The sequence below is a fragment of the uncultured Piscinibacter sp. genome (genome assembly GCF_937952055.1).
In the GTDB taxonomy this organism is placed as follows: Bacteria; Pseudomonadota; Gammaproteobacteria; order Burkholderiales; family Burkholderiaceae_C; genus Piscinibacter.
Window position 1 is genome coordinate 1 of the sequence record NZ_CALFYO010000008.1, and the last position, 24801, is coordinate 24801.

General features: G+C 69.0%; 17 protein-coding genes, 2 tRNA genes and 1 pseudogene. 8 read left to right on the top strand and 12 right to left on the bottom strand.

The window, feature by feature from the left end; translation table 11 throughout:
- The 7 genes from Q0599_RS01760 to argA all read right to left on the bottom strand — a co-directional run.
- Positions 1 to 1721: sigma-70 family RNA polymerase sigma factor (locus tag Q0599_RS01760; RefSeq protein ID WP_298824801.1), on the bottom strand; the 1721-nt coding region annotated here is incomplete at its 3' end.
- A gap of 307 nt (positions 1722 to 2028) precedes the next feature.
- A complete protein-coding gene (gene dnaG, locus Q0599_RS01765; RefSeq protein ID WP_298824803.1) occupies positions 2029 to 3918 on the bottom strand; it encodes a DNA primase in 1890 nt (629 codons plus the stop codon).
- A 10-nt stretch (positions 3919 to 3928) separates the two neighbouring features.
- Complete coding sequence (locus tag Q0599_RS01770) at positions 3929 to 6919, bottom strand: GGDEF domain-containing phosphodiesterase (protein ID WP_298824806.1); 2991 nt, start codon at positions 6917 to 6919, stop codon at positions 3929 to 3931.
- A 27-nt stretch (positions 6920 to 6946) separates the two neighbouring features.
- Positions 6947 to 7252 carry an H-NS histone family protein gene (locus Q0599_RS01775; protein WP_298824809.1) on the bottom strand — a complete coding sequence of 102 codons (306 nt, stop codon included), beginning with the start codon at positions 7250 to 7252 and terminating at the stop codon, positions 6947 to 6949.
- A 95-nt stretch (positions 7253 to 7347) separates the two neighbouring features.
- Positions 7348 to 8391, bottom strand: a complete 1044-nt coding sequence (locus tag Q0599_RS01780; RefSeq protein ID WP_298824811.1) for an extracellular solute-binding protein — start codon at positions 8389 to 8391, stop codon at positions 7348 to 7350.
- Between the two features lie 102 nt (positions 8392 to 8493).
- A complete protein-coding gene (locus Q0599_RS01785) occupies positions 8494 to 8766 on the bottom strand; it encodes an oxidative damage protection protein (RefSeq protein WP_298824813.1) in 273 nt (90 codons plus the stop codon).
- Positions 8767 to 8780: 14 nt separating this feature from the next.
- Positions 8781 to 10118, bottom strand: coding sequence for an amino-acid N-acetyltransferase (gene argA, locus Q0599_RS01790; protein WP_298824816.1), 1338 nt, complete (start codon positions 10116 to 10118; stop codon positions 8781 to 8783).
- 127 nt (positions 10119 to 10245) lie between these two features.
- Here argA and Q0599_RS01795 point away from each other — a divergent pair, with 127 nt between their 5' ends.
- The 5 genes from Q0599_RS01795 to Q0599_RS01815 all read left to right on the top strand — a co-directional run bounded on the left by Q0599_RS01795 (position 10246) and on the right by Q0599_RS01815 (position 15213).
- Positions 10246 to 10635, top strand: a complete 390-nt coding sequence (locus Q0599_RS01795; protein WP_298824819.1) for a VOC family protein — start codon at positions 10246 to 10248, stop codon at positions 10633 to 10635.
- Positions 10636 to 10672: 37 nt separating this feature from the next.
- On the top strand, positions 10673 to 14488 hold the full coding sequence (gene hrpA / locus Q0599_RS01800; RefSeq protein WP_298824822.1) for an ATP-dependent RNA helicase HrpA: 3816 nt from the start codon (positions 10673 to 10675) through the stop codon (positions 14486 to 14488).
- Between the two features lie 21 nt (positions 14489 to 14509).
- Positions 14510 to 15022: a hypothetical protein gene (locus Q0599_RS01805; RefSeq protein ID WP_298824825.1), complete on the top strand. Its 513-nt coding sequence runs from the start codon at positions 14510 to 14512 to the stop codon at positions 15020 to 15022.
- A gap of 25 nt (positions 15023 to 15047) precedes the next feature.
- Positions 15048 to 15124: transfer RNA gene (locus Q0599_RS01810), tRNA-Pro, on the top strand.
- 12 nt (positions 15125 to 15136) lie between these two features.
- A tRNA-Arg gene (locus Q0599_RS01815) sits at positions 15137 to 15213 on the top strand.
- Positions 15214 to 15425: 212 nt separating this feature from the next.
- Here the strand turns inward: Q0599_RS01815 and alr are convergent.
- The 3 genes from alr to Q0599_RS01830 form a co-directional block, all read right to left on the bottom strand.
- The gene (gene alr / locus Q0599_RS01820) at positions 15426 to 16535 is read right to left on the bottom strand and encodes an alanine racemase (protein ID WP_298824828.1); all 1110 of its coding nucleotides are present in this window, start codon (positions 16533 to 16535) and stop codon (positions 15426 to 15428) included.
- Positions 16532 to 17932: an alanine/glycine:cation symporter family protein gene (locus tag Q0599_RS01825; protein WP_367180886.1), complete on the bottom strand. Its 1401-nt coding sequence runs from the start codon at positions 17930 to 17932 to the stop codon at positions 16532 to 16534. The genes alr and Q0599_RS01825 overlap by 4 nt, the downstream gene beginning before the upstream one ends.
- A 126-nt stretch (positions 17933 to 18058) precedes the next feature.
- Positions 18059 to 19366 carry a D-amino acid dehydrogenase gene (locus tag Q0599_RS01830; protein WP_298824830.1) on the bottom strand — a complete coding sequence of 436 codons (1308 nt, stop codon included), beginning with the start codon at positions 19364 to 19366 and terminating at the stop codon, positions 18059 to 18061.
- Positions 19367 to 19561: 195 nt separating this feature from the next.
- Between Q0599_RS01830 and Q0599_RS01835 the strand changes: the two genes are divergently transcribed.
- Positions 19562 to 21127, top strand: a complete 1566-nt coding sequence (locus Q0599_RS01835) for a sigma 54-interacting transcriptional regulator (RefSeq protein WP_298824832.1) — start codon at positions 19562 to 19564, stop codon at positions 21125 to 21127.
- Here the strand turns inward: Q0599_RS01835 and Q0599_RS01840 are convergent.
- Together Q0599_RS01840 and Q0599_RS01845 are read right to left on the bottom strand one after the other, a co-directional pair.
- Positions 21103 to 21455, bottom strand: a pseudogene (locus Q0599_RS01840) (MerR family transcriptional regulator). The gene Q0599_RS01835 and the pseudogene Q0599_RS01840 overlap by 25 nt on opposite strands.
- A 355-nt stretch (positions 21456 to 21810) precedes the next feature.
- Positions 21811 to 22863: an alpha/beta fold hydrolase gene (locus tag Q0599_RS01845; RefSeq protein ID WP_298824834.1), complete on the bottom strand. Its 1053-nt coding sequence runs from the start codon at positions 22861 to 22863 to the stop codon at positions 21811 to 21813.
- 156 nt (positions 22864 to 23019) lie between these two features.
- On the opposite strand from Q0599_RS01845, the gene Q0599_RS01850 reads away from it, so the two are divergent.
- Together Q0599_RS01850 and Q0599_RS01855 are read left to right on the top strand one after the other, a co-directional pair.
- Positions 23020 to 23946 (top strand): winged helix-turn-helix domain-containing protein, encoded by a 927-nt coding sequence (locus Q0599_RS01850; protein ID WP_298824836.1) that lies wholly within the window; start codon positions 23020 to 23022, stop codon positions 23944 to 23946.
- A 60-nt stretch (positions 23947 to 24006) separates the two neighbouring features.
- Positions 24007 to 24777 (top strand): tetratricopeptide repeat protein, encoded by a 771-nt coding sequence (locus tag Q0599_RS01855; RefSeq protein WP_298824838.1) that lies wholly within the window; start codon positions 24007 to 24009, stop codon positions 24775 to 24777.
- Positions 24778 to 24801: the final 24 nt, after the last annotated feature.

A 24801-nucleotide genomic window follows, 5' to 3' on the forward strand; every position in this document is an offset into this window, starting at 1 on the left:
GTGATGGCCTGGCGGATCCACCAGGTCGCATAGGTCGAGAACTTGTAGCCGCGGCGGTATTCGAACTTGTCGACCGCCTTCATCAGTCCGATGTTGCCTTCCTGGATGAGGTCGAGGAACTGCAGGCCGCGGTTGGTGTACTTCTTCGCGATCGAGATCACCAGGCGCAGGTTGGCCTCGATCATCTCCTTCTTCGCGTCGCGCGAGGCCTTCTCTCCCTCGTTCATCTTGCGGTTGATCTCCTTGAGATCCACCAGCGGCACGACGGCGCGCGCCTGCACGTCGGTCAGCTTCTGCTGCAGTTCCTGCACCGGCGGCAGGTTGCGCTGCAGCACCACGCTGTAGGCCTTGCCCGCCGCGGCCTCCTTCTCGGCCCACTTCAGGTTCAGCGCGTTCGGCGGGAAGTGCTTGATGAAATGCTCCTGCGGCATGCCGCACTTGTCGACGAGGATCTTGCGCAGCTCGCGCTCGTAGCGGCGGACGTCGTCGACCTGCGAGCGCAGGATGCCGCACAGCTTCTCGATCGTCTTGACGGTGAAGCGGATGGTCATCAGCTCGTTGCTGATGGCGTGCTGAGCCTTGTCGTACGCGGGCGACTGGTAGCCCTCCTTCTCGAAGGCCTTGCGCATCTTGTCGAAGTTGACGCGCAGCGAGTCGAACTTGACCATCGCCGCGTTCTTCAGCTCCTCGAGCTTTTTCGTCAGTGCTTTGCTGCCGCCGGCGCCGTCGTCGTCGTCCTCGTCGTCGAAAAAGTCGACGTCCTCCTCGGCCACGTAGTCGTCGGCTTCGTCTTCGGAGACAAAACCGTCGACCACCTCGGAGATCTGCATCTCGCCGGCACGGATCTTGTCGGCGTAGCTGAGCAGTTCGGCGATCGTCGTCGGCGAGGCCGAGATGGCCAGCATCATCGCCTGCAGCCCGCCTTCGATGCGCTTGGCGATCTCGATCTCACCCTCGCGCGTGAGGAGCTCGACCGTGCCCATCTCGCGCATGTACATGCGGACCGGATCGGTGGTGCGGCCGAACTCGGAGTCGACGGTGGACAGCGCGGCCTCGGCAGCTTCCTCGGCCTCCTCTTCCGTGGCGGTGGTGGTGCCGCCGCCGGCGATCAGCAGCGTGGCGGCGTCGGGAGCCTGCTCGTAGACCGCGATGCCCATGTCGTTGAGCATCGAGACGATGGCCTCGAGGATCTCGTTGTCGACCAGCTTCTCGGGCAGGTGGTCGTTGATCTCCTGGTGGGTCAGGAAACCACGCGTCTTGCCCATCTTGATGAGCGTCTTCAGCTCCTGGCGGCGCTTGGTGACCTCTTCCTCGGTCAGTGCCGTCTCGTCCAGGCCGAATTCGCGCATCAGCGCACGCTCCTTGGCGCGCGACACCTTCATGCGCAGTGGCTTGGCCTTGGCCTTGGCCTCGCCCTCATCGGCGGCCTCGACCTCCGGTTCGCCCTCCAGTTCCGCTTCCAGGTCGGAGAAATCCTCTTCCGGCTCGGCCTTTTTCGCCTTGTCGTCCTTGCCCTTGCGGCCCGGCTTGCCCTTGGCCTGAACCTCGGCCTTCGCGGCCGGCTTGGCCGCTTTCGCAGCGGGCGTGGCCTTGGCCGTCTTGGCGGCGGGCTCGGACGCCTTCGCGACCGCGGCCTTCTTCTTCTTCTCGTCGGCTTCGGCCTTGGCAGGCTTGGTGGCCTTCGTGGCCTTGGCGGGAGCGGCGCTCTTCTTCGCGGTCATGCGATTCCTCGGATGGTAGGGGGCCATGCTGCCGGCGCGCCCGCGGGGGCGGCACCGGCACAGTACCAATGCACATACGGACCGGCCGCCTCGCGGCTCGGAAGCGGCGCGAACGGCAGGACGGCATCGGGCGGGCAAGCTGGCGTGAACATTCCGAAAGGTGCAGCCCTTGCGGGTAGGGAGTGGCCTTGTGTGTGACCCTGGATCAGAGGGTGGCCGGGGCCCGGAGGTGCTGCTGTCACTCTTGCCGCGCGTACGAAACCCTCAATTATCATCCACCGCGGGCGCTTCGTCAAAGCAGGGGGAGTTACGGCGGCACGGCCAGCGGCCGGGCGAGCCGTGCCTTGATCTGGCGCTGCTGCTCGAGCAACTCTGCATGGCGCGCGCGTGCGGCGTCCGACAGGCCGTCGGTGCCGACCAGCAGCTCCAGTTCCACCTGAACGGCCTGCAGCCGCAGGCGGTCGACGATCACGCCGAGTTCGTGGCGTGCCTCGTCGCCGACGGGCAGTTCATGAAATTGCGCGACGCGGCGCGCCAGCGCGCGGAACTCGTCGTTCTGTTCAGGCGCCGCAAGCTCGTCGGCCAGCGCCCGCGCCGACAGAGCGCCCTGGTCGTGCACCAGCCGGTCCAGCCAGGCGAAGAAGCTGCCGTAGGGCGCGTCCTGGCTGCTGAGCAGGTCGTGAGCCTCGTGGTCGAGCTGCTCCCACAGGTCGCTGCGCTGGATCAGCAGCCAGACGGCGCGGTCCAGCGAGCTGGCCATGGGCGCCAGGGGGCGGCGGCCCCCGGCGCGCGGCATGGGCGGGCCGGACCGCGCGGACGGGCGTTCGCTGCTGCGCCAGGCCGATCCCGAATACTTTTCAGCGCCGCCGTGGCCAGGCGGCGCCGTCCCGGCCGACCATTGACGACGCAGATCCCCGCGTGCCATCTGCGCGGCATCGGCCAGCGCATCGACGATCTGCGCGCGCAGCACACCATCCGGCAACTGCTCGACCATCGGCCGCGCTTGTGCAATCAGCCGCGCGCGGCCCTCCGCGGTGGCCAAGTCGCAGCCCTCGCCGGCCGCTTCGACCAGTTGCCGTGACAAGGGCACGGCCTGCGCGATGCAGGCCTCGAAGGCCTCAGCGCCCAGCTCGCGCACGTAGGAGTCGGGATCGTGCTCGGGTGGCAGGAAGAGGAAGCGCACCGTGCGCGTGTCCGTGGCATGCGGAAGGCTGGCCTCCAGGGCGCGGCCTGCAGCGCGCCGCCCCGCCGCGTCGCCGTCGAAGCTGAAGACGACCGAGTCGGTGAAGCGGAACAGCTTCTGGACGTGCTCGGCGGTGCAGGCCGTGCCCAGCGTGGCCACGGCGTTGCCGAAGCCCGACTGGGCCAGCGCGACCACGTCCATGTAGCCCTCGACCACCAGCACGTAGCCGCGCTGGCGGATCGCGGCGCGCCCCTCGTAGAGGCCGTACAGTTCGCGGCCTTTGCTGAACACCGGCGTCTCGGGTGAATTCAGGTACTTGGGCTCGCCCTGGTCGATGATCCGCCCGCCGAACCCGATCACCTCGCCCTGCACCGAACGGATCGGGAACATGATGCGATCGCGGAAGCGGTCGTAGCGGCGCGTGTCGGCGTCGCTGCCGTCGTCCGCAGGCTTCGCAATGACCAGGCCGCACTCCTCCAGCAGCGGGTCGTCGTAGCGAGGGAAGACGCTGGCCAGGCTGCGCCAGCCGTCCGGCGCATAACCCAGCCCGAAGCGCCCGGCAATCTCGCCGGACAGGCCACGTCGCTTCAGGTAGTCGATCGCCCGCGGGTTGCCGCGCAGTTCGCGCCGATAGTGGTCGCAGGCCCTGGCCAGCACATCGGTCAGCGTGGCCTGGCGCTGCTTCTGCGCCGCGGCCCGCTCGCGCTCGGCGGGCGAACTGTCATCCTCGGGCACGGTCATGCCAACCGTCTGTGCCAGTTCGCGCACCGCATCCGGGAAGCTCATCCCGGCGTGTTCCATGAGGAAGCCGACGGCGTTGCCGTGCGCGCCGCAACCGAAGCAGTGGTAGGTCTGGCGGCTGGGGCTGACGATGAAGCTCGGCGACTTCTCGCCATGGAACGGGCAAAGGCCCTTGTGGTTGATGCCGGCCTTCTTGAGCTGCACGTGGCGGCCCACGATCTCGACGATGTCGGCGCGGGCGAGCAGGTCGTGGATGAAGCCAGGCGGGATCACCGGCCAAAGTCTACGCGCTGGCCGTCGGCATCCCGCGGAAGGCGCCCACCCAGCCCGGCAGCTGCTCGGCGGGCATGGCGGCGGCGATGCCATTGCCTTGGCCGACGTTGCAGCCCAGCGCGATCAATCGTGCGGCTTGCGCCGGCGTCTCTACGCCCTCGGCGACGACGTCGCAGCCGAACGTGCGTGACAGCGCGATCACACCTTCGACGATGGCGAGGTCCTGGTGGTTGTCAAGCATCTGGTGGACGAACGAGCGGTCGATCTTCAGCAGGTCCAGCGGCAGCCGCTTGAGGTAGGTGAAGGTCGAGTAGCCCGTGCCGAAGTCGTCGAGCGCGAAGCGGATGCCGAGCGCACGGCAGCGCTGCATCAGCTCGCAGGTGTAGTCGATGTCGGCCAGCGCGGCAGTCTCCAGCACTTCCAGCACCAGGTGGCGTGGAGCCTCAGGGCCATGGCGGCCGAGCAACCCGGCCAGCTCGTCGACGAAAGAGGGCTCCTGCAGGTGCCGTGCCGAGACATTGATGCTGACGGTGATGTCCAGCCCGTCGTCCAGCCAGGCGGCCAGACGGGCAATGCCCTCGGCAAGCACCCAGCGTCCCAGCGCGACGCCCAGTCCGGTGTGTTCGATCAGCGGCAGAAACTGGCCCGGTGGCACCAGGCCATGTTCGGGGTGGTTCCAGCGCAGCAGCGCCTCGGCGCCGAGCGCGCGGCCGGTCTTCATGTCGACCTTGGGCTGGTAGTGCAGGCTGAATTCGGAGGCGTCAAGCGCCTCCTGAACGCGGCCCAGGGCCACGAAGCGGTCCTTCGTGCGCCGGTCCTGCTCGGCATCGAAGAACAGATAGCCGTTGCGCCCGGCCTGCTTGGCGCCGTACATCGCCTGGTCGGCGTGGCGCAGCAGTGCCTCGCCGCCGGCGCGGTCATGGGGGAAGACGGTGGCGCCGATGGTGGCCGTCACCGTGATCGGTCCCGACGGCAATCCGAGGTCGCACGGCTGTGCAATCTGCTGCAACACCCGTTCGACCGCGTGGTGGCACTCGCGCAGCGTGGCGGTGCGCAGCAGCAGCGCGAACTCGTCGCCGCCGACGCGTGCGGCCACGTCGTCACCGCCGGCCCAGGAACGCAGCGAGGATTCGATCCGCTCGGCCAGGCGCGCGAGCAGCCGATCGCCGACCTCGTGGCCGTGGCGCTCGTTGACCTCCTTGAAGTGGTCGATGTCGAGGTGGCACACCGTCAGCAGCGAACCTTCCCGCTGGCTGGTGTCGAGGGCATCCTGCAGCAGCTGACCCAGTCTGGTGCGGTTCGGCAGCCGGGTGAGTTCGTCGAAATGGGCTTGCCGCGCCAGCCGCTCCTGCTGCTGACGCGACTGCGTGACGTCGGACACGGCCACCACGTGGCTGCGCACCTCGCCGTCGTGGCTGCGCACCGCGGACACCGTCAGCTGCAGGGTCGAGAAGCTGCCGTCCGGTCGCCGGTGCACCGTCTCGCCGCGCCACATGCCATCGTCGGCGAGGCGGCGCCGCATCTCGACCGCGGTGGCCGTGACCGCGTTGCCGTCGGCCTCGCCACCGAGCAGGGCCGGGACCCGACCCAGGAGTTCGTTGCGCTCGAGACCGGTGATCTCACAGAAGGTTGGGTTGGTTTCGATCACGCGGTGCTGCGCATCGGTGACGAGCAGACCTTCGTGCAGTTGGCGGAACAGGCTGTCGGCGACCTGCTGACGCTCGCTGGCCTCACGGTCGGCCGTGACGTCGCGCGCGGTGGCGACGATGCGCATGGGCTCGCCGTTCGCTGCGCGATCGGCGACCAGCGCGTTGAGTTCGAACCATCGCCAGTCCGACTCTTCGCAGCGCAGGCGGCAGTCGAGGCGTGCCTGATCCTGCGCCGGCGAGCGCAGCGTCGCCAGCGCAGCCTCCAGCTTGCCCGCATCCTGCGGGTGGAGGCGCGACCAGAACGCATCGGCTGGTACCTGTGCCTGTTGCAGCGGAAGCCCGAGCAGGGCGCACCAGCGCGGCGAGAACTGGATCTCGCCGCGGCGCAGGTCCCAATCGGCCACGCCGAGATGAGATGCCGCCAGGGCGAGTTGCCAGCGCTGCTCGGTCGCGCCGAGTTCACCGGCCAGTGCCGTGACCAGCAGCGGCATCGCCGACAACGTGGCAAGGTAGCCCGCCAGCATGGCCAGTGCCGAGGTCGGCGAGGCGTCGCCGAACGGGCCGTGTCCGGCCAGCGTGGCCGCCACGGACAATACCGCCAGCAGCAGCACGGTGGCCGATGCCGCGAAGACGCCACTGCGCATCGCCAGCCAGCCGAGCAGCAGGTAGGGCAGGAACAGCAATGGGGAGATGGAGCCTGCCGCGCCGCGAAAGGCGAGCCAGCCGCCGAGCACGGCACCACCCGCGAGCAGGGTGCCGGGTAGCCAGTGGCGACCGGCCAGGGCGCGTCGGACCGTGACGCGAGTCGCGGTGAGCAGCGGCACACCGACGACGATGACGCCCATCAGGTCCCCCAGCCACCAGTAGGCCCAGGCCAGTGGCGCCGCCTTCCACGGCAGCGTGCCGCTCATCACGAGCCAGCACGCGCCGTTCGTGGCTGACAGCAGGGTGGCGGCCGCCGCTGAGACGGCAAACAGCCACAGGTCCTGACGTCGGTCGAGTTGCGGGTGCAGACCGTGACGGAGCAGGCCCTCGGCGGCCAGGGCGGGCCCTGCGGCGTTGCCCAGGGCGAGCAAGGTGGCCGTCCACAGCGGCAATCCGGTGCTCAAGGCCACTGCCAATGCGCCCAGCACCACCGCAGGCCAGAGCCTCGGCCCGAGGCGCACCAGCGCCGCAAAGGCAAGTCCGGCAGGCGCCCAGATCAGGCTGACCTGGTTACCGATCTGCGGCGAGGCCAGCCCGGCCAGCCCCGTGGCGTAGTAGGCCGCCGCCAGCACCATGCCCCAGACGAGCAGCGACGCGTCCGGTCGAGGTGCCGCTTCGCTGGCATGGGGCAGTCCGACGCTGGACATGGGGTCGTGATGCGGTGTGCCGAGGCGTCAGACCTTGAAGTCGTCGAGTTCTCGACCCGCGGCCAACGCCGCCTTCAGCCAGTTCGGCTGCAAGCCGCGTCCGCTCCAGGTGTCACCGGTGGCGGGATTACGGTATTTCGGTGGCACCTTGCCCCGCGCGCTGCCCTTGGCCAGCGGTGTGACTTTGCCGCCCAAATCGGCCAGCGTCAGCCCGTACTCGGCCATCAGCGCGCGCACCTTGGCAATGGCCTCGGCGCGTTCGCGCCTTTTCGTCAGCTCGATTTCTCTTTCGAGCGCCTCTTTCTGCGTCAGCAGTTCCTGCAGGCTGGCCATATCGGACTCCCCGGATGCAAACCACCCGTCGTACCGATTCTAGGGTTGATTCCGATACTCCCGCCGCCCGCCGGTGTCGGGAGATTCCCGGTGGATCACTTGTAGCCGACGCGGTCCAGCATCTGCTGCACCTTCACCTGGTTCATGCCCGTGACGGACACCGGAATGGTTTCGGCCTTGAACTTTCCCAAAGCGTCGAGCGCGGGATTGGTCGTTTTCGCCGAAACGACCACCGGCCATTCGTTGTTGCCGTCGGCGAAATATGCCTGCGCCTGATCGCTGGCGAGGTATTCGATGAACTGCCGGGCGGCTTCGCGATGCGGTGCATTCTTGGCCATGCCGGCGCCGGCGATATTCACGTGCGTGCCCCAACTGGATTGATTCGGGAACACCACACCTACCTCTTCGACCACGGCACGGTCGGCAGGATTCGAGGATCGCATCATGCGCGCGAGGTAATAGGTATTGGTGATGGCAATCTGGCATTCGCCGCTGGCGACGGCCTTGATCTGATCGGTGTCCCCGCCCTTGGGGGCGCGCGCCATGTTGGCCACCATGCCCTTGAGCCAGGATTCCGTCGCGGGCTCGCCGAGGTGCTGCATCACGGCGCCGAACAGCGACAGGTTGTACGGGTGCGAACCCGAGCGCGTGCAGACCTTGCCCTTGTTCTTCGGGTCGCCGAGTTCCTCGTAGGTGTCGACGTCGTCCTTGCTGATGCTGGCCTTGTTGTAGACGATCACGCGGCCGCGCGTGGACAGGCCGAACCATTGCGAGCCCTGGCCGGCGTCGGCGCCACGCAGCGTGGCCGGAATGCGCTGTTCGAGCACGGCCGACTTGAGCGGCTGGAACAGGCCATCGCTCTCGGCGCGCCACAGCCGCGACGCGTCAACCAGCAGGATGACGTCGGCCGGGCTGGCAGCACCTTCGCTCTTCAGGCGGGCGAGGATGCCGGCATCGTCGGCGTCGACTCGGTTGATCTTGATGCCGGTGGCCTGGGTGAAGTTGGTGTACAGCGCCTCGTCGGTCTGGTAGTGACGGGCGGAGTACAGGTTCAGCACCTTTTCCTGCGCGGCGGCGGCCAGCGGCAGGGTGGCGAGAACGGCGGCAAGCGAATTGGCGAGTGCGCGTCGGACGAACATGCGGGCTCCAGGAGTCAGGGGCCCGATCCTATCATTAAACGCGAATCGTTCTCAATAGTATTCGCTTTGTTTGACCGGTGTCAAACCGGGCGGCGGCGGACCTCAGGCCGATGGCGGCACGTAGCCTGCCGGCTGCTCGGCGCCCTGGCCGAAGAAGAAATTCTCCATCTGGCGCACCAGGTACTGGCGGGCGCGCTGATCGGCGAGGTTCAACCGGTTCTCGTTGACCAGCATGGTCTGGTGCTTCAGCCACAGCTGCCAGGCCTCCTTGCTCACCTCGTTGTAGATGCGCTTGCCCAACTCGCCAGGGTAGGGCGCGAAATCCAGGCCTTCGCCTTCCTTCTTCAGATAGGTGCAGTGCACGGTACGGGCCATGGTGGAACTCCTTTTCAAAGCTTCTTGACGAGGACCTGCGAGCGCCGGTCCCAGTTGTACTTGCGCTTGCGCGCCTCGGGCAACCAATCGGGATCCACCTGCGCGAAGCCGCGCTTGATGAACCAGTGCATGGTGCGCGTGGTGAGCACGAAGATGCTCTCCAGCCCCATCGCCTTGGCGCGCTGCTCGACGCGCTTGAGGATGCGCTCGCCGTCGCCTTGCCCCTGCACGTTCGGCGACACGGTCAGCGCGGCCAACTCGGCGGTGCGCGCCTCCGGATAGGCGTACAGCGCCGCGCAGCCGAAGATCACGCCGTCGTGCTCGATCACGGTGTAGTGGCCGACGTCGCGCTCGATCTCGGTGCGGTCCCGCTTCACCAGCGTGCCATCGCGCTCGAAGGGCTCGATCAGCTGCAGGATGCCGCCGATGTCGTCGGCGGTTGCCTCGCGAAGGCTCTCGAGCTTCTCGTCGACGACCATGGTGCCGATGCCGTCGTGCGTGAACACCTCCAGCAGCAGCGCACCGTCCACGGCGAAAGGCAGGATGTGCGAGCGCTCCACGCCGCCGCGGCAGGCTTTCACGCAATGGCGCAGATAGAACGCCGTGTCGGTCGGCTGCGTGGGCGAGGGCAGGGCGGCGAGCAGCCGCTCGGCGTCGGCCAGCGCGAGCTCGGTGTCGATCGGGCTCTCCGCGTCGTCCTGCTTCTCGCGGATGCCTGGCACCTCGGTCATGAACAGCAGCTTGTCGGCCTGCAGCGCGATCGCCGCGCTGGTGGCCACGTCTTCCATGGTCAGGTTGAAAGCCTCGCCGGTGGGCGAGAAGCCGAAGGGCGAGAGCAGCACCAGCGCGCCGGTGTCGATCGACTTGCGCATCGCCGCGGCGTCGACCTTGCGCACCACCCCGCTGTGCATGAAGTCCACGCCGTCGACGATGCCCACGGGCCGCGCGGTGAGGAAGTTGCCGGACACCACGCGCACGATCGCGTTGGCCATCGGCGTGTTCGGCAGGCCCTGCGAGAACGCCGCCTCGATCTCGAAGCGCAGCTGTCCGGCGGCCTCCTGTGCGCAGTCCAGCGCAATCGCGTCGGTGATGCGCAGGCCATGGCTGAAGCGCGACTGCTGGCCCTTCACGCGCAGCTGCTCGTTGACCTGCGGCCGGAAGCCGTGCACCAGCACCAGCTTGATGCCCATGGCGTGCAGGATCGCGAGGTCCTGCGCGAAGCGGTCGAGCTTCCCGGCTGCGATCAGCTCACCGGCGATCGCCACCACGAAGGTCTTGCCCCGGTAGGCATGGATGTGCGGCGCGACATGGCGGAACCAGGGCACGAAGGTGTGGGGAAAGACGAGGCTCATGGGCGCAGGGGCGAGGCACGGGGGGGGGGGCGCGAGCGCGATTGTGCCGCACCGCCCTCGGGCCGCGTTGACGCGGGGCGGGCGGCGGGCGCAGCATCGCCACTCGATCATTCCCCGCGAGGATCCCATGGATGTCTTCACCACGCCTGGCGCGTTCAGCTGGTCGGAGCTGACGACCGCCGATCCGGCATCGGCCGCCGAGTTCTACGGCGCCCTGTTCGGTTGGAGCTTCGAAGCGATGCAGATGCCCGGCAGCGTCTACCGCGTGATCAAGGTGGGCGACACCGCGGTGGGCGGCATCATGACCACGCCGCCCACGGCGGGAGGCATGCCGCCGATGTGGGGCTGCTACGTGACGGTGGCCGATGCCGACGCCACCGCGAAGCGTTGCGCCGAGCTCGGCGGCAAGGTGCTGGTCGGGCCTCAGGACATTCCCGGCGTCGGCCGCTTCGCGGTGATTCTGGACCGCCAGGGCGCGGCGCTGAACGTCATCGCCTACATGCCGCGGGCTGCCTGAGCGGTCGGGGGCGCCGGGCGCGGATAATCCGCGCCCCGTGTCCTCTCCCGTCGCCAGCCCCGTCCCGGCCATCACCTTTCCCGAATCGCTGCCGGTCTCGTCCCGGCGCGAGGAGATCGCGCGCGCCGTCGAGCAGCACCAGGTGGTCATCGTCTGCGGCGAGACCGGCTCGGGCAAGACCACGCAGCTGCCGAAGATCGCGCTTGCCCTGGGCCGCGGCTGGGGCGCCGGAGGCAAGGGGCTGATCGGCCACACGCAGCCGCGCCGCATCGCCGCGTCCAGCGTGGCCAAGCGCATTGCCCAGGAACTGAACTCGCCGCTCGGCGAGGTGGTCGGCTACAAGGTGCGCTTCCAGGACCGCCTGCAGCGCGGCGCCTCGGTCAAGCTGATGACGGACGGCATCCTGCTCGCCGAGACGCAGAGCGACCCCTTGCTGCGCGCGTACGACACGCTGATCATCGACGAGGCGCACGAGCGCAGCCTGAACATCGACTTCCTGCTCGGCTATTTGCGGCAGGTCCTGCCGCGTCGGCCCGACCTGAAGATCATCGTGACCTCGGCGACGATCGATGCCGACCGCTTTGCACAGCACTTCGCATCGCGCCACGGGCCGGCGCCGGTGATCCAGGTCTCCGGCCGTCTGTTTCCGGTGGAGCAGCGCTGGCGGCCCTTCGAGGAGAGCCGCGAATTCGATCTGAACGATGCGCTCGGAGAAGCGGTCGACGAACTGTGGCGCGAGGGCTCGGGCGACGTGCTCGTCTTCCTGCCCGGCGAGCGCGAGATCCGCGAGGCCGCCGAGCATCTGCGCAAGCACCACCCGCCCGGCGTGGAGATCCTGCCGCTCTTCGCGCGCCTGTCGCAGCAGGAGCAGGACCGCGTCTTCGAGCCGCACGGCGCGCCGCGCATCGTGCTGGCCACCAACGTCGCCGAGACCTCGCTGACCGTGCCGGGCATCCGATACGTGATCGACGCCGGCACGGCGCGCGTCAAACGCTACAGCTACCGCAACAAGGTCGAGCAGCTGCAGATCGAGCCGGTCAGCCAAGCCGCGGCGAACCAGCGCGCCGGCCGCTGCGGGCGCGTCAGCAACGGCATCTGCATCCGTCTGTACGACGAGAAGGACTTCGCCGGCAGGCCCCGCTTCACCGACCCGGAGATCCTGCGCTCGTCGCTGGCCGGGGTGATCCTGCGCATGAAGTCGCTGGGTCTCGGCAACGTCGAAGACTTTCCCTTCCTCGAACCGCCGCCGCGCCGCGCGATCGCCGACGGCTACCAGCTGCTGTCCGAGCTCGGCGCGGTGGACGAGCTCAACGCGCTGACGGCGATCGGCCGCGAACTCGCGAAGCTGCCACTGGACCCGCGTGTCGGCCGAATGATCCTCGAGGCGCGCGAACGCCATGCGCTGACCGAAGTGCTGGTGATCGCCGCGGCATTCAGCCTGCAGGACGTCCGCGACCGGCCACTGGAGCAGCAGCAGGCCGCCGACAACGCGCACAAGAAATTCGACGACGAGCGTTCCGAGTTCATGGGCGACCTGAAGCTGTGGAAGTGGCTGGAGGAAGGCAAGGGCGGCCATGGCGAGCACAAGCTCAGCCTGCGCAAGCAGGAACAGCTGCTGCGCGAACACTTCATCTCGCCGCGCCGCGTGCGCGAGTGGCGCGACCTTCATTCGCAGTTGCACGCCGTGGTCGCCGAGCATGGCTGGCGGCTCAACACCTCGCCGGCCACCTACGAGCAGATCCACTTGTCGCTGCTCGCCGGGTTGCTCGGCAACATCGGCTGCAAGAGCGACGACGAGGACTGGTACCTCGGCGCGCGCGGCATCCGCTTCCACCGCCATCCGGGCACGCACCTGTCGAAGAAGCCGGGGCGCTGGATCGTCGCTGCCGAATTGATCGAGACGACGCGCCTGTTCGGCCGAGGCATCGCCGCCATCGACCCGGCCTGGCTGCCCGGCATCGCTGCACACGTCATCAAGAAGCAGTTGCTCGAGCCGCACTGGGAGAAGAAGGCGGCGGAAGTCGTCGCGCTGGAGCGCGCGACGCTCTACGGCATCGTCGTCTACAACAACAGGCGGGTGAACTTCGGCCTGGTCGACCCGAAGCCGGCGCGCGAGATCTTCATCCGCGAGGCGCTGGTCAATGGCGAGTGGGACACGCGGCTGCCGTTCCTGGCCGCCAATCGCAAGCTGATCGCGCAGGTGCAGGAACTGGAGCACAAGTCGCGGCGCCAGGACGTGCTGGTCGACGACGAGCTGATCCACGCCTTCTACGACGCGCAGATCCCGGCCGACGTGGTCAGCGGCGCGACGCTGGAGCGCTGGTACCGCGAGGAGTCCCGGCGCCAGCCGCGCCTGCTCATGCTCAGCCGCGACGAGCTCATGCGCCACGAGGCGGCCGGCATCACCACCGCGGCCTTCCCGAAGACGATCCGGCTGGGCGGCATCGACTGCGCGGCGAGCTACCTGCACGAACCCGGCGATGCGAAGGACGGCATCACCGTCACCGTGCCGATCTACGTGCTCAACCAGGTCAGCGAGGAGCGCTGCGACTGGCTGGTGCCGGGCATGCTCAAGGAGAAGGTGCTGGCGCTGGTGAAGACGCTGCACCAGCGGCCGCGCTCGCGTCTCGTTCCCTTGCCCAGCTACGCCGAAGAGTTCGTCGCCGAGACCGACTTTGCGCAGGGTGACCTGCTCGAGGTGCTGCTGCGCCATGTGCGCGAGCGCACGCAACTCGCGGTGCAGCGCAACGACTTCAAGCGCGAGCAGCTCAGCCCGCACCTGTCGATGAACTTCCGCATCGTCGACGAGCATGGCCGCCAGCTCGGCACCGGCCGCAACCTGGCGGCGCTGAAGGCCGAGCTGGGTGGCCAGGCTCGCTCGGCCTTCCAGGCGCTGGCGGCCCTGAAGGTGTCCACGGCACCGGTGGCTGCATCCACGCCGGCGGCGGCGGCCAGGCCCGCAGCGAGAAGCGCCGCGGCCGAACCGGCCATCGCCGCGCGACCGGCCGAGAAGTACACCGCCTGGACCTTCGGCGAATTGCCCGAACTGCTCGAACTGCGCAAGGGCGGACAGTCGCTGGTCGGCTTCCCGGCGCTGATCGACCACCGCGACCATGTCGAGATCGAGGTGTTCGACGAACCCGAGGTGGCCGCGGCGAAGCATCGCGGCGGCCTGCGCCGCCTCGTCGCGCTGCAGATCCGCGATGCGCTGAAGTACCTCGAGAAGAACATCCCCGACCTGCAGAAGATGTCGGTGGCCTACATGCCACTGGGCAGCGCGGAGGAACTTCGCGAGCAGATCGTCGAACTGGCGCTGGAGAGGGCCTTTCTCGCCGAGCCGCTGCCCACCGACGCTGCCGGCTTCGCACGGCGCATCGAGGAGGGCCGTGGCCGGCTGACGCTGATCGCCAACGAGATCGCCCGCGCCGCCGGCGTCGTGCTTGTCGAGTGGACAGCCGCGCAGCGCAAGCTCAAGGACAGCAAGCCGGCCAGGGAGACTGCCGATGACGTGGCGGCGCAACTCACGCGCCTGGTGACCAAGCGTTTCGTGGTCGCCACGCCCTGGGCGGCGCTCGCGCACCTGCCGCGCTACCTGAAGGGCGTGCAGATGCGCCTGGACAAGTGGCGCGCCGACCCGGCGCGCGATACTCAACGCCTGGCCGAACTGCGGCCGCTGGAGCAGCGCTTCCTGCGCGCGCTCGCCGAGCGCAAGGGGCAGCCGGATGCGCGCCTCGAGGAGTTCCGCTGGCTGCTGGAGGAGTTGCGCATCGGCCTGTTCGCCCAGGAACTTCGCACGCCGCAGCCGGTCAGCGTCAAGCGCCTCGAGAAGGCGTGGGAGCAGATGCAGCGCTGAGCCGTCAACCCGGAGGATCTGATGACCCGTCGCCCGCAGGAAACGCACTGGGAAGTGGTGCCCGACACGCCGCAGCGCATCGACGCCGTGGCCGATCGCTGTCGCCGCCTGGTGACCAAGCGCGCGCTGTTCGGCGCCGGCGTGGCGATGGTGCCGGTGCCGGGCGTGGACTGGCTCACCGACGTGGCGCTGCTGCTCAAGCTGATCCCGGAGATCAACCACGCCTTCGGTTTGACGCCGGAGCAGGTCGAGCGCCTGTCGCCCGATCGCCGCGTGGTCGTATACAAGGCCATCACCGCCGGCGGCAGCCTGGTCATCGGGCGGGTGGTCACGCGCGAGGTGCTCATGACCATGCTTCGGGTGGTCGGCGTGCGCCTGACCACGCAACAGGCGGCCAAGTTCGTGCCGGTGGCCGGCCAGGCGGTGTCGGCCCTGCTGACCTTCTCGGCGCTGAAGTACGTCTGCGAGCAGCACATCCGCCAGTGCATGGAGGTGTCGCGCCTGCTGGCGCTGCCGGCGCCCGGCGCGGACTGACGCCGGCCACTACAATCCGTGCGTTCGGGGTGTAGCGCAGCCTGGTAGCGCAACTGCTTTGGGAGCAGTGGGTCGGATGTTCGAATCATCTCACCCCGACCATCGTCCTCCGCGCTGCCCGTAGCTCAACTGGATAGAGCAGCTGCCTTCTAAGCAGCAGGTCGGGGGTTCGAGTCCCTCCGGGCAGGCCACCCGATCGTCCCGGATGGTCCCGCAAGATCCCGCTAGAGCCCGGTGTTCCAAAACGTCGGGCATGGGCACCTGAGGTGGACGCTCTCGGCGGCGACCGCGGAGGCGGTAGCCGAAGTGCTCGCGCCACGCGGCGCGGCCGCGACGCCGGTGGCCGTCGGGCTGGTGCCGGCTGCGGCCTAATGAGCGTCCGGCGGTCGACCGCGGTGTCAAGTCAGGCGCCGATGTAGCGCCGCGCGTAGCGCGAACCGAGGCTGGTGAGGATCTCGTAGCCGATGGTACCGGCGGCCGCGGCGAGCGCGTCGACGCTCTGGCGTTCGCCGAGCAGCTCGACCATGCTGCCGGGCACCAGGGCGCCTTCCGGCAGCGCGGTCGCGTCGAGCGTGATCGTGTCCATCGACACCCGGCCGACGAGCGGCAGCTCGACCTCGCCGACCCAGGCCGACACGCGGTTGCCGAGCGCGCGCAGCCAGCCGTCGGCATAGCCGACCGCGACGGTGGCGATGCGCGTCGGCCGCGTGCTGCGCCAGCCTTCGGCGTAGCCGACGGGTGTGTCGGCCTCGATGACGCGCGTTTGCACGACGCGGCCCTCGAGCCGCACCACCGGGCGCATCGTGTTCGCTCGCCCCGGCACCGGCGCGACGCCGTACAGCGCCGCGCCCGGCCGCGCGAGGTCGAAGTGGTAGTCGGGGCCGAGGAAGATGCCCGACGAATTCGCGATGCTCGCGGGTGCGGGCGGCAGCAGCCGCCGCGCGGCGACGAAGCGCGCGCGCTGCAGCGCGTTGGCCGGATGTCCGGGCTCGTCGGCGCAGGCCAGGTGACTCATCACGAGAGCCACCCGTACGCCGGAAAGCAGCTCACGGTCGGCCGCGATCGCGCGCAGTTCGTCCGGCGCCAGGCCGACGCGCGCCATGCCGGTGTCCACCTGCACCGCGGCGTCGAGCTCGCGGCCAAGCGACGAGGCGAGCCGCCGCCAGCCGTCGATCTGCGCCGGGCTGTTCAGCACCGGGCGGATGCCGTGGGCGACGAACGCGGGCTCGGTGCCCGGCATCGGCCCGTGCAGGACCGCGAGCGTCGCGCCCGCCGGCAGGTGCGGCTTCAGCGCGATCGCCTCGTCGAGGTGCGCGACGAAGAACTGCCGGCAGCCGGCAGCCGCGAGCGCCGGCGCGACCTGTGCCGCGCCGAGCCCGTAGGCATCGGCCTTGACGACCGCGGCGCAGTCGGCGCCACCGACCTGTGCCGACAGCTGCCGCCAGTTGGCGACGATCGCGCCGAGGTCGATCGTCAGCACGGCGCCGGCCGCGAGGCCCGGCGTGACACTCATCGCGCGGTGCCAGTCGTGCCGACAGAGCCGGCGACGAAGCCCTGCGGAACGCCCGCATTGCGGTCGAAGTACTCGTTCGTCACCTTCACGACCACCGGCGCGAGCAGCACCAGCGAAACGAGGTTGGGGAACGCCATGAATGCGTTCAGGGTGTCGGAGACGAGCCAGACGAAGTCCAGGTGCGTCACCGCGCCGACCAGCACGAACGCGGTCCACAGCAGGCGGTACGGCTTCTCGGATTTGGTACCGACCAGGTACTCCCAGCACTTCTCGCCGTAATAGGCCCAGCCGAGGATAGTTGTGTAGGCGAAGATCACGATCGCGAGCGCGAGGAAGTTGGAGCCGAAGCCCGGCAGCGCCGCCTCGAACGCCTTCGCGCTCAGCACCGCGCCCTTCGCGCCGCTGGTCCACGCGCCGGTGACGATCAGCACCAGACCGGTCATGGTGCAGACGACGATGGTGTCAATGAAGGTGCCCATCATGCCGATCAGGCCCGACTCGGCGGCGTGTCGCGTGCGGCCCGCGGCCTGCGCGATGCCCGCGGTGCCAAGGCCTGCCTCGTTGGAGAAGATGCCGCGCGCGACGCCGTAGCGCATCGCCATCAGCACACCGGCGCCGACGAAGCCGCCGGTGGCCGCGGTCGGGTTGAACGCGTGGTCGAAGATCAGCGCGAACGCGGCCGGGATCTGGTCGGCGTTCAGGCCCAGCACCAGCAGCGACACCGCGACGTAGCCGACACACATGAACGGCACCAGCTTCTCGGCCACCGCGCCAATGCGCTTGACGCCGCCGAGCAGCACGAAGCCGGTGGCGACCATCATCACAATGCCCGAGACCCACGGCGAGACGCCGAAGTTTGCGTTCAGCACGTCGGCGATGCTGTTGGACTGCACCATGTTGCCGATGCCGAAGCCGGCGATGCCGCCGAAGACCGCGAACGCGGCGCCGAGCCAGTGCCAGCGGTGTCCCAGGCCGTTCTTGATCGCGTACATCGGGCCGCCGATCTGCTCGCCGTGGTCGTCGGTCTCGCGGAAGTGCACCGCGAGCAGCACCTCGGCGTACTTGGTCGCCATGCCGACGAGCGCGGTCATCCACATCCAGAACAAGGCGCCGGGGCCGCCGATCGCGATCGCGGTGGCGACGCCGGCGATGTTGCCGATGCCCACCGTCGCCGCGAGCGCGGTCATCAGGGCTGCGTAGGGGCTGATGTCGCCGGCAGCGCCGGCGGCGGGGCGGCGGCCGCGCCAGATCATCGCGAAGCCGGTCGCGATGCGGCGCAGCGGCATCAGCTTGAGGCGGATCTGCAGCAGCAGGCCGGTGCCGAGGATCAGCACCAGCATCGGCGGGCCCCAGACGAAGTCGTTGATCGCGGTGACGATCGAGGTGATGGTTTCCAAGGTTGTTGTCTCCGGGAGGTGGACGTAGGCGGCCCGCGCGGGTGGCGCGGATGCGGGAAGGCCCGCGCCGGTGGCTCGGGCCGGTGGGGGAAGCGAGGGACGCCCGGCGCGTGCCGGGCGGTCAGGTCAAGCGCGCGCCGGATTCAGCGACTCGCCGACCGCGACGCGGCGCGTCGCCGCGCGGCCATAGCGTTCGACGCCCAGGCCTTCGAGGCTGATCTCCGGCTCGCGGCCGCTGACGAGGTCGGCGACAACGCGGCCGGTGCCGGCGGCCATCGTCCAGCCCAGCGTGCCGTGGCCGGTGGCCAGCGTCAGGTTGCCGATCGGCGTCGCGCCGACGATCGGTGTGCCGTCCGGCGTCATCGGGCGCAGGCCGGTCCAGAACTCGGCGCGCGAGACGTCGCCGCCGCGAGGGAACAGGTCGGTGACGACATGCTCGAGCGTGCGCCGGCGCGCGTCGACCAGGTTCAGGTCGAAGCCGGACAGCTGGGCGGTGCCGCCGACGCGGATGCGGTCGCCCAGGCGCGTGACCGCGACCTTGTGCGTCTCGTCCATGATGGTCGACTCGGGCGCGCGCGAGGCGTCGGTGATCGGCACCGTGATCGAGTAGCCCTTGACCGGGTAGACCGGAATGGCTATGCCGAGCGGCGCGAGCATCTGCGTCGAGTAGCTGCCGAGCGCCAGCACCACATGGTCGGCGCTCATGAGTCCGGCGTCGGTGCGCACGCCGGTGATGCGGCCGCCGCTGCGCTCGAGCGCCTCGATGCGCACGCCGAAGCGGAACCTGACGCCCAGGCCTTGCGCGAGCTCCGCCAGGCGCTGGGTGAACTTGAAGCAGTCGCCGGTTTCGTCGCCGGGCAGGCGCAAGGCGCCGACGAACTTCTCCTTTGTGTCCGCGAGGCCGGGCTCGACCTTCACGAAGCCTTCACGGTCGAGCACCTCGAACGGCACGCCGGACTGGCGCAGCACTTCGACATCCTTGCCAATGCCGTCCATCTGCTTCTGGGTGCGGAAGAGTTGCAGCGTGCCCTGGGTGCGCTCGTCGTAGCCGATGCCGGTGTCGGCGCGCAGCGCGCGCAGACAGTCGCGGCTGTATTCGGCCAGCCGCACCATGCGGCCCTTGTTGACCGCGTAGGCGCGCTCGTTGCAGTTGAGCAGCATGCGCCAGCAGAAGCGCAGCAGCTCGACGTCGAGCGTGGGCTTGATGACGAGCGGGCGGTGCTGCATCAGCAGCCACTTGATCGCCTTCATCGGCACGCCGGGGCCGGCCCACGGCGCCGAATAGCCGGGCGACACTTCGCCGGCATTCGCGTAGCTGGTCTCCATCGCCGGCGCCGGCTGGCGGTCGGCCACCGTCACCTCGTGGCCGCTGCGGGCGAGGTAGTACGCCACCGAGGTTCCGATCACACCGCTGCCGAGAACGAGTACACGCATATCGATTCCATCCGTTGGCGCGCCGGTGGCACGCGATGACGGATTCATAGCAGGCCCCGTGCCAGAAGAAAAAAAATCAATGTCGACAATGGGTTAAGTGTTTATCCTCGAGCTAGTGGGGACCTGTTGTATTGAATGCAATACGGTTCTCGTCGTAGAATTAATACATTGTCTCGATTCATATACGGAGCCGTGGTGCGCATCGTCGTCCGCTTCGCCGACCGCGTCGGCATCGCGCAGGAGATCCTCGCCAAGCTGGCGTGGCGCGCCTTGAACGTCTCGGCGGTCGAGGTCGAGCCGCCGCAGGTCTACATCGAGGCGCCGGCGCTCGATGCCGCCGGGCTGGGCCTGCTGCGCAGCGACCTGCTCGAGGTGGCCGGCGTGCTGGCGGTCGACGAGGTGGCGATGCTGCCCGGCATGCGCCGGCGGCTTTACCTCGACGCGCTGCTCGCGTCGCAGGAGGATCCGGTGCTCGCGGTCGATGCCGCCGGCGTCGTCGTCGTCGCGAACGCGGCCGCGGTGGCGGCGAGCGGCCGGCCGGAGAACCAGCTCTTCGGCACCCCGTTGAAGGCGCTGGTCGCCGATCCTGCGCTGGTCGACGCGCTGATCGCGCACGACTACCGGCTGCCGGTGCGCGAGGTGCAGGTGGGCGGTGAGCCTTTCCTGTGCGAGAGCGTCGCGCTGCACGAGCCCGGTGCGGGCGTCGCCGGCGCGATGCTGACGCTGCATGCGCCGCACCGCATCGGCGAGCGCCTGTCGGCGCTGCAGAACTACGACGCCGGCGGCTTCGAGGCCATCCTCGGCGACTCGCCCGCGATCCGCCAGCTCAAGCAGCGCGCCGCGCGCATGGCGCAGGTGGATGCGCCGCTCTTGATCCGCGGCGAGACGGGCACCGGCAAAGAGCTTGTCGCCCACGCCTGCCATGCTGGCAGCCGCCGCGCCGCGCAGCCCTTCTTCGCCCTCAACTGCGCCGCCTTGCCCGAGAGCCTGGCCGAGAGCGAACTGTTCGGCTACGCCCCCGGCGCGTTCAGCGGCGCGCTCCGCGGCGGCAAGCCCGGGCTGCTGGAACTGGCCGACCGCGGCACGGTGTTCCTCGACGAGGTCGGCGAGCTGTCGCCGTACCTGCAGGCCAAGCTGCTGCGGTTCCTGAACGACGGCAGCTTCCGCCGCGTCGGCGGCGACCGCGAGTTGCGCGCCGACGTGCGCATCGTCAGCGCGACACACCGCGCGCTCGAACAGATGGCCGCCGCGGGCACGTTCCGCCAGGACCTGCTGTTCCGCCTCGACGTGCTGCAGCTGCAGCTGCCGCCGCTGCGCGAGCGCAGCGCCGACATCGTGCCGCTGGCGGAGTTCTTCCTGGCCCGCGCCTGCGCGCAGACCGGGCGCGAGAAGACGAAGCTCACGCAGGCCGCGCGCGCCGCCCTGCTGGCCAACCCCTGGCCCGGCAACGTGCGCCAGCTGCAGAACGTGATCTTCCGCGCCGCGACGATGAGCGAGGCGGCCCTGATCGACGTCGGCGACCTCGAGCTCGCCGATGCCGCCGCCGGCGCCGGACGCGCCGGGCCGGCGGCGGGATCGGCATCGGCGACGGCCGACGATGTGGCCACGCTCGATGCCGCGGTCGCCGCGTTCGAGAAGAACCTGCTCGCGCAGCTCTGGCCGCAGTTCCCATCGACGCGCAGACTCGCGCAGCGGCTCGGCGCGTCGCACTCGGCGATCGCGCAGCGGCTGCGCCGCTACGGCATCGGGCGCGGCGGTTGAGGCGCGGGGCCACGGCGCCGCGGCGCGTGTGACGCTGTCGCGGGCCCGACCGTCGCGGCGAGCCTGTCGAGGATCGCGCAATGCGCACGGTCGTCGCCGTGGCAGGCGGCGACCAGGCGCTCGAGCGCGGTCTTCATCTCGACGATCGGATCCGGAAGCCGAGCCGCCGCGCCTGCCGGATGAAGCGCAGCGCCGCGACATCACGCTCGCCGCAGCGGCGGTAGCCGGCGTCGCTGGGTGCGGCCGGCCGGAGCAGCCCGGTGCGCTCATAGTGGCGGATCATCTTCGCCGACACGCCGGCTGCGGTGGCGGCTTCGCCGATGTTCATCCCGTCGTGCATGGCAGGGAGATGCGAAACGTCCAGGCCGGAAGTGTCGACCCTGACGCGATGGCAAGGCCATGCGCGATCGAATTCCCCGGTGCGCTCCAAGTGTGGCTTCGCACAGGCTCGATGCAACCATGCGCAGTCTGCTCTGCGAACTGGCGGTAGGCGGCCCGCCAGGAAGCAGACCCTGGTCACCACCTGCAAGTGGCCGGCATGAGTCCACCGATCTTGTGACCGACCGCGGTCACCGAAGAATCCGGCGCCTGCTTGCAGGGGCAGCTTTGGGCGCGTGCGCCAGAAGTCTGATCTCGGCCAGGAACGGGCACTCGTGAGCGACCGCTTGCCGGCGCCCATCGATTCACCTTCTTGGACCATCAAGGAACATCTGAACGGTATGGAATAACTGCATGCGATTTCGCTCGAGCATGATGGTGTGCGTGCCCTCGCCGATCTCCACGTATTGCTTCCGCGGAGCGCTGACGAGCAGCGGGAACAACGTCTGCGCCATGTAGCCCGGCGTGTCGGCATCCCATTCCGCCTTGATCAACAGCGTGGGCGCCTTGATGGCAGCCGGGTTGTAGGGCGGCACCCACTCGCCTGGTGTCTGCAGGTCGGCGAACACCCCGTTAGGGGCTCGCATCACGGGCGGCGTCTGCTTCGATCCCCAGGGGTCGGTCGCTAAGTTGGCCGCCACCCAGGTCTCGAAACGACCGGGGGGAAGGATGTGCTCCTGCTTGTCCTCTGCCACGCCGGCCAACCAGCGCGACTTCGCCCCCGCAACGTTGACGTGCCGGTAGGGCACCCTCACATCGAACCCGCGCGCCCCAGCCGGCTCCGACCTGCGTTGCCACAGAGGAGCGTACAGCACGAGGTGGTCGACCTTCTCGGCGTGCGAAGCGGCGTAGCGCCCCATGATCTGGGTGCCCCAGGACCAGCCGATCAGGTTGATGCGTTCGACGTTGCGACGGCGGCGAATGAAGTCGACCGCAGCGTCGACGTCCTCCACGGCTTCCGCCAGGGTGGCGATCGGGGTATCCCGACCGCCTGACTCGGAACCGGCCGCCGGGCGTGTCGATCCGCCATAGCCCCGCACGTCCACCAAGTAGACGTCGTAGCCGGACCGCGCGATGAAGTCCATCCACGACAGGCCGTCCAGGGCGATATCGAAGGTCGACTCCGAGGGGAAGGTCGCACCGTGGACGAAGAGCACGATTCGACCCGAGGCGAAAATCTGCATCCCCGCCGGCCGCTTGTTGCGAACAAAGAGATCGACCCCCGCCGTCTTGGAGGGGATCTGGAACTCATCGGCCGCAATGGCCGGCGTCTGGGGGGCGGACGGTGCGGTGGCACACCCAACCAGCACTGGGAGGAGGGTGGCGGCGACGATCCGCCTGAACCAATTGTCGAACACGATCGGCTCCTGCAGTTCTTTGGACGAGCCAATCTGCGCTCACCACCGACGGCGTGTCCTGAAAATAGCCGCGCGCTGGCTGAATAAGTCTGAGTACTGGTGTACTCAGTCGCGCGCCCGGGGGCAAACTACGCCGTAAGAGCCAATCTCACATCGATGGGCCGAACTGAGCACTTCAACGCTACGACGTTCCGATTCGACGCCTTCGAGCTGGATGCGCAGCGGCGCACGTTGCGGCGCTCGGGTGCCGACGTCGAGTTGCGGCCGCTTGCCTTCGATGCGCTCTCCTGCTTGGTTCGTCACGCCGGTCAGGTCGTGACCAAGGACGAACTGATTACCGCCGTCTGGCCGGGGCTGGTGGTGACCGACGACTCGATCGCACGCTGCATCAGCGACATCCGGCGCGCACTCGGCGATGTCGAGCAGAAGATCATCAAGACCGTACCGCGGCGCGGTTACACGCTTGCAGTGCCGGTGGAGTTGGAGGAGCCGCGACTGGCAGCATCCGAGCCCGCCGGGCTGGCCGGAGCCCGGACCGAGGCGGTGCCGGCGGGACCGGAGGCAACCGACCCGGGCTCGGCGCCCGAGCGAGGTCTCTCGGCCCGGCGGTGGGCCCTCGGAGTCGGGGCAGCCTTGTTGTCTGTTGCCTTGGCCTGGGCGAGCTGGTCAATGCGGCGGCAGTCGGAAGTCGCAGCCGTCCGGCCGGGCCTCTCGATCGTGGTGTTGCCGTTGGCCAGTGATGGCGGCGACTCGGCGCAGGACCGCCTGGCCGCTGCGCTCACGGACGAAATCACGGTCGACATGTCACGAATTCCGGAGACCTTCGTGATCGCCCGCGCCACTGCGGACAGCTACCGAGGTCGCAGCGTCGACCCGCGTCAGGTTGGCCGTGAGCTCGGCGTGCGCTACGTGCTCGATGGCGGCATGGTGCGCCTTGGCGACGCGTTGCGGCTGACACTGCAGCTCGTCGACAGCGAGAGCGGGCGTGCCCTCTGGGCCGAGCGCATCGACGGCGAGGTGCCCGACCTGCCCGCGCTGTACCGCCGCGTCACTGGAACGGTGGCGCGGTCGCTGGACCTGTAGCTGCAGGAGGTGGAAACCGCCCGGGCGCGGACGCGGCCCGCTGCCGACCTGCAGGACCTATTGCTGCAGGCGCGCTGGCTGCTCCAGTTCCCCCGGGCAACGCCCGACTCCGTGCTGGAGGCGCGTCAGCTGCTCGAGCGGGCGCGCATACGCGACCCGGCGTCGGCACCCGCCTTCGCGCTGCTCGCGCAGACCTACAACGTCGACGTGGCTCAGCGCTGGCTGATCCTGCGCGGCGCGACACGTGAGCAGTGGCTGCAACACGCCGACCGATTGTCGGAGCGGGCCTTCCAGCTGGATCCTGCCGATTCACGGGTCGTCGGCGTGCGCGCCACAACGCTGGCGCTGGCCGGTCGCTCTGACCAGGCGGTGGAATTGCTCGAGCGCCAGATCGGGCTCAATCGCAACGATGCCAGTGCCTGGTTCTGGCTCGGTTATGCCCGCTGCACGCTCGGCCGACAGGATGAAGCGATCGCTGCCCTCGAGCAGGCACGCCGGCTCAGCCCGCGAGATCCGAATCTCAACGGCATCTTTCTCGTCACCGCGGCGTCGCATCTGTACCTGGGCCACGACCGTGAGGCGCTCGAATGGGCGCGGCGCTCGGTCATCGAGCGGCCGCTGCACGCGGTGGCGCACTCGTGGGTTGCCGCGGCTGCGGCGAACCTGGGCGAGACGGAAACCGCGCGCGCCGCGCTGGCCGAGTTCAGGCGGCGGCTGCCCTCCTACACGATTGGGTCGTTCCGCGACGAGCGGCTGTGCGCCAACGAGCTCTGCCGCCGCCAGCGCGAACGCTACTACGCTGGGCTGGCAAAGGCCGGATTGCCCGAGTAGGTTGATTTGGTGCTTCGCAGTTTT

What these genes read in the sequence shown, in the direction of transcription:
- Q0599_RS01770 (WP_298824806.1), bottom strand. Translation starts at nt 6,919, where the DNA reads ATGTCCAGCGTCGGACTGCCCCATGCCAGCGAAGCGGCACCTCGACCG.
- Q0599_RS01775 (WP_298824809.1), bottom strand. Translation starts at nt 7,252, where the DNA reads ATGGCCAGCCTGCAGGAACTGCTGACGCAGAAAGAGGCGCTCGAAAGA.
- Q0599_RS01780 (WP_298824811.1), bottom strand. Translation starts at nt 8,391, where the DNA reads ATGTTCGTCCGACGCGCACTCGCCAATTCGCTTGCCGCCGTTCTCGCC.
- Q0599_RS01785 (WP_298824813.1), bottom strand. Translation starts at nt 8,766, where the DNA reads ATGGCCCGTACCGTGCACTGCACCTATCTGAAGAAGGAAGGCGAAGGC.
- argA (WP_298824816.1), bottom strand. Translation starts at nt 10,118, where the DNA reads ATGAGCCTCGTCTTTCCCCACACCTTCGTGCCCTGGTTCCGCCATGTC.
- Q0599_RS01795 (WP_298824819.1), top strand. Translation starts at nt 10,246, where the DNA reads ATGGATGTCTTCACCACGCCTGGCGCGTTCAGCTGGTCGGAGCTGACG.
- Q0599_RS01805 (WP_298824825.1), top strand. Translation starts at nt 14,510, where the DNA reads ATGACCCGTCGCCCGCAGGAAACGCACTGGGAAGTGGTGCCCGACACG.
- alr (WP_298824828.1), bottom strand. Translation starts at nt 16,535, where the DNA reads ATGAGTGTCACGCCGGGCCTCGCGGCCGGCGCCGTGCTGACGATCGAC.
- Q0599_RS01830 (WP_298824830.1), bottom strand. Translation starts at nt 19,366, where the DNA reads ATGCGTGTACTCGTTCTCGGCAGCGGTGTGATCGGAACCTCGGTGGCG.
- Q0599_RS01850 (WP_298824836.1), top strand. Translation starts at nt 23,020, where the DNA reads ATGGGCCGAACTGAGCACTTCAACGCTACGACGTTCCGATTCGACGCC.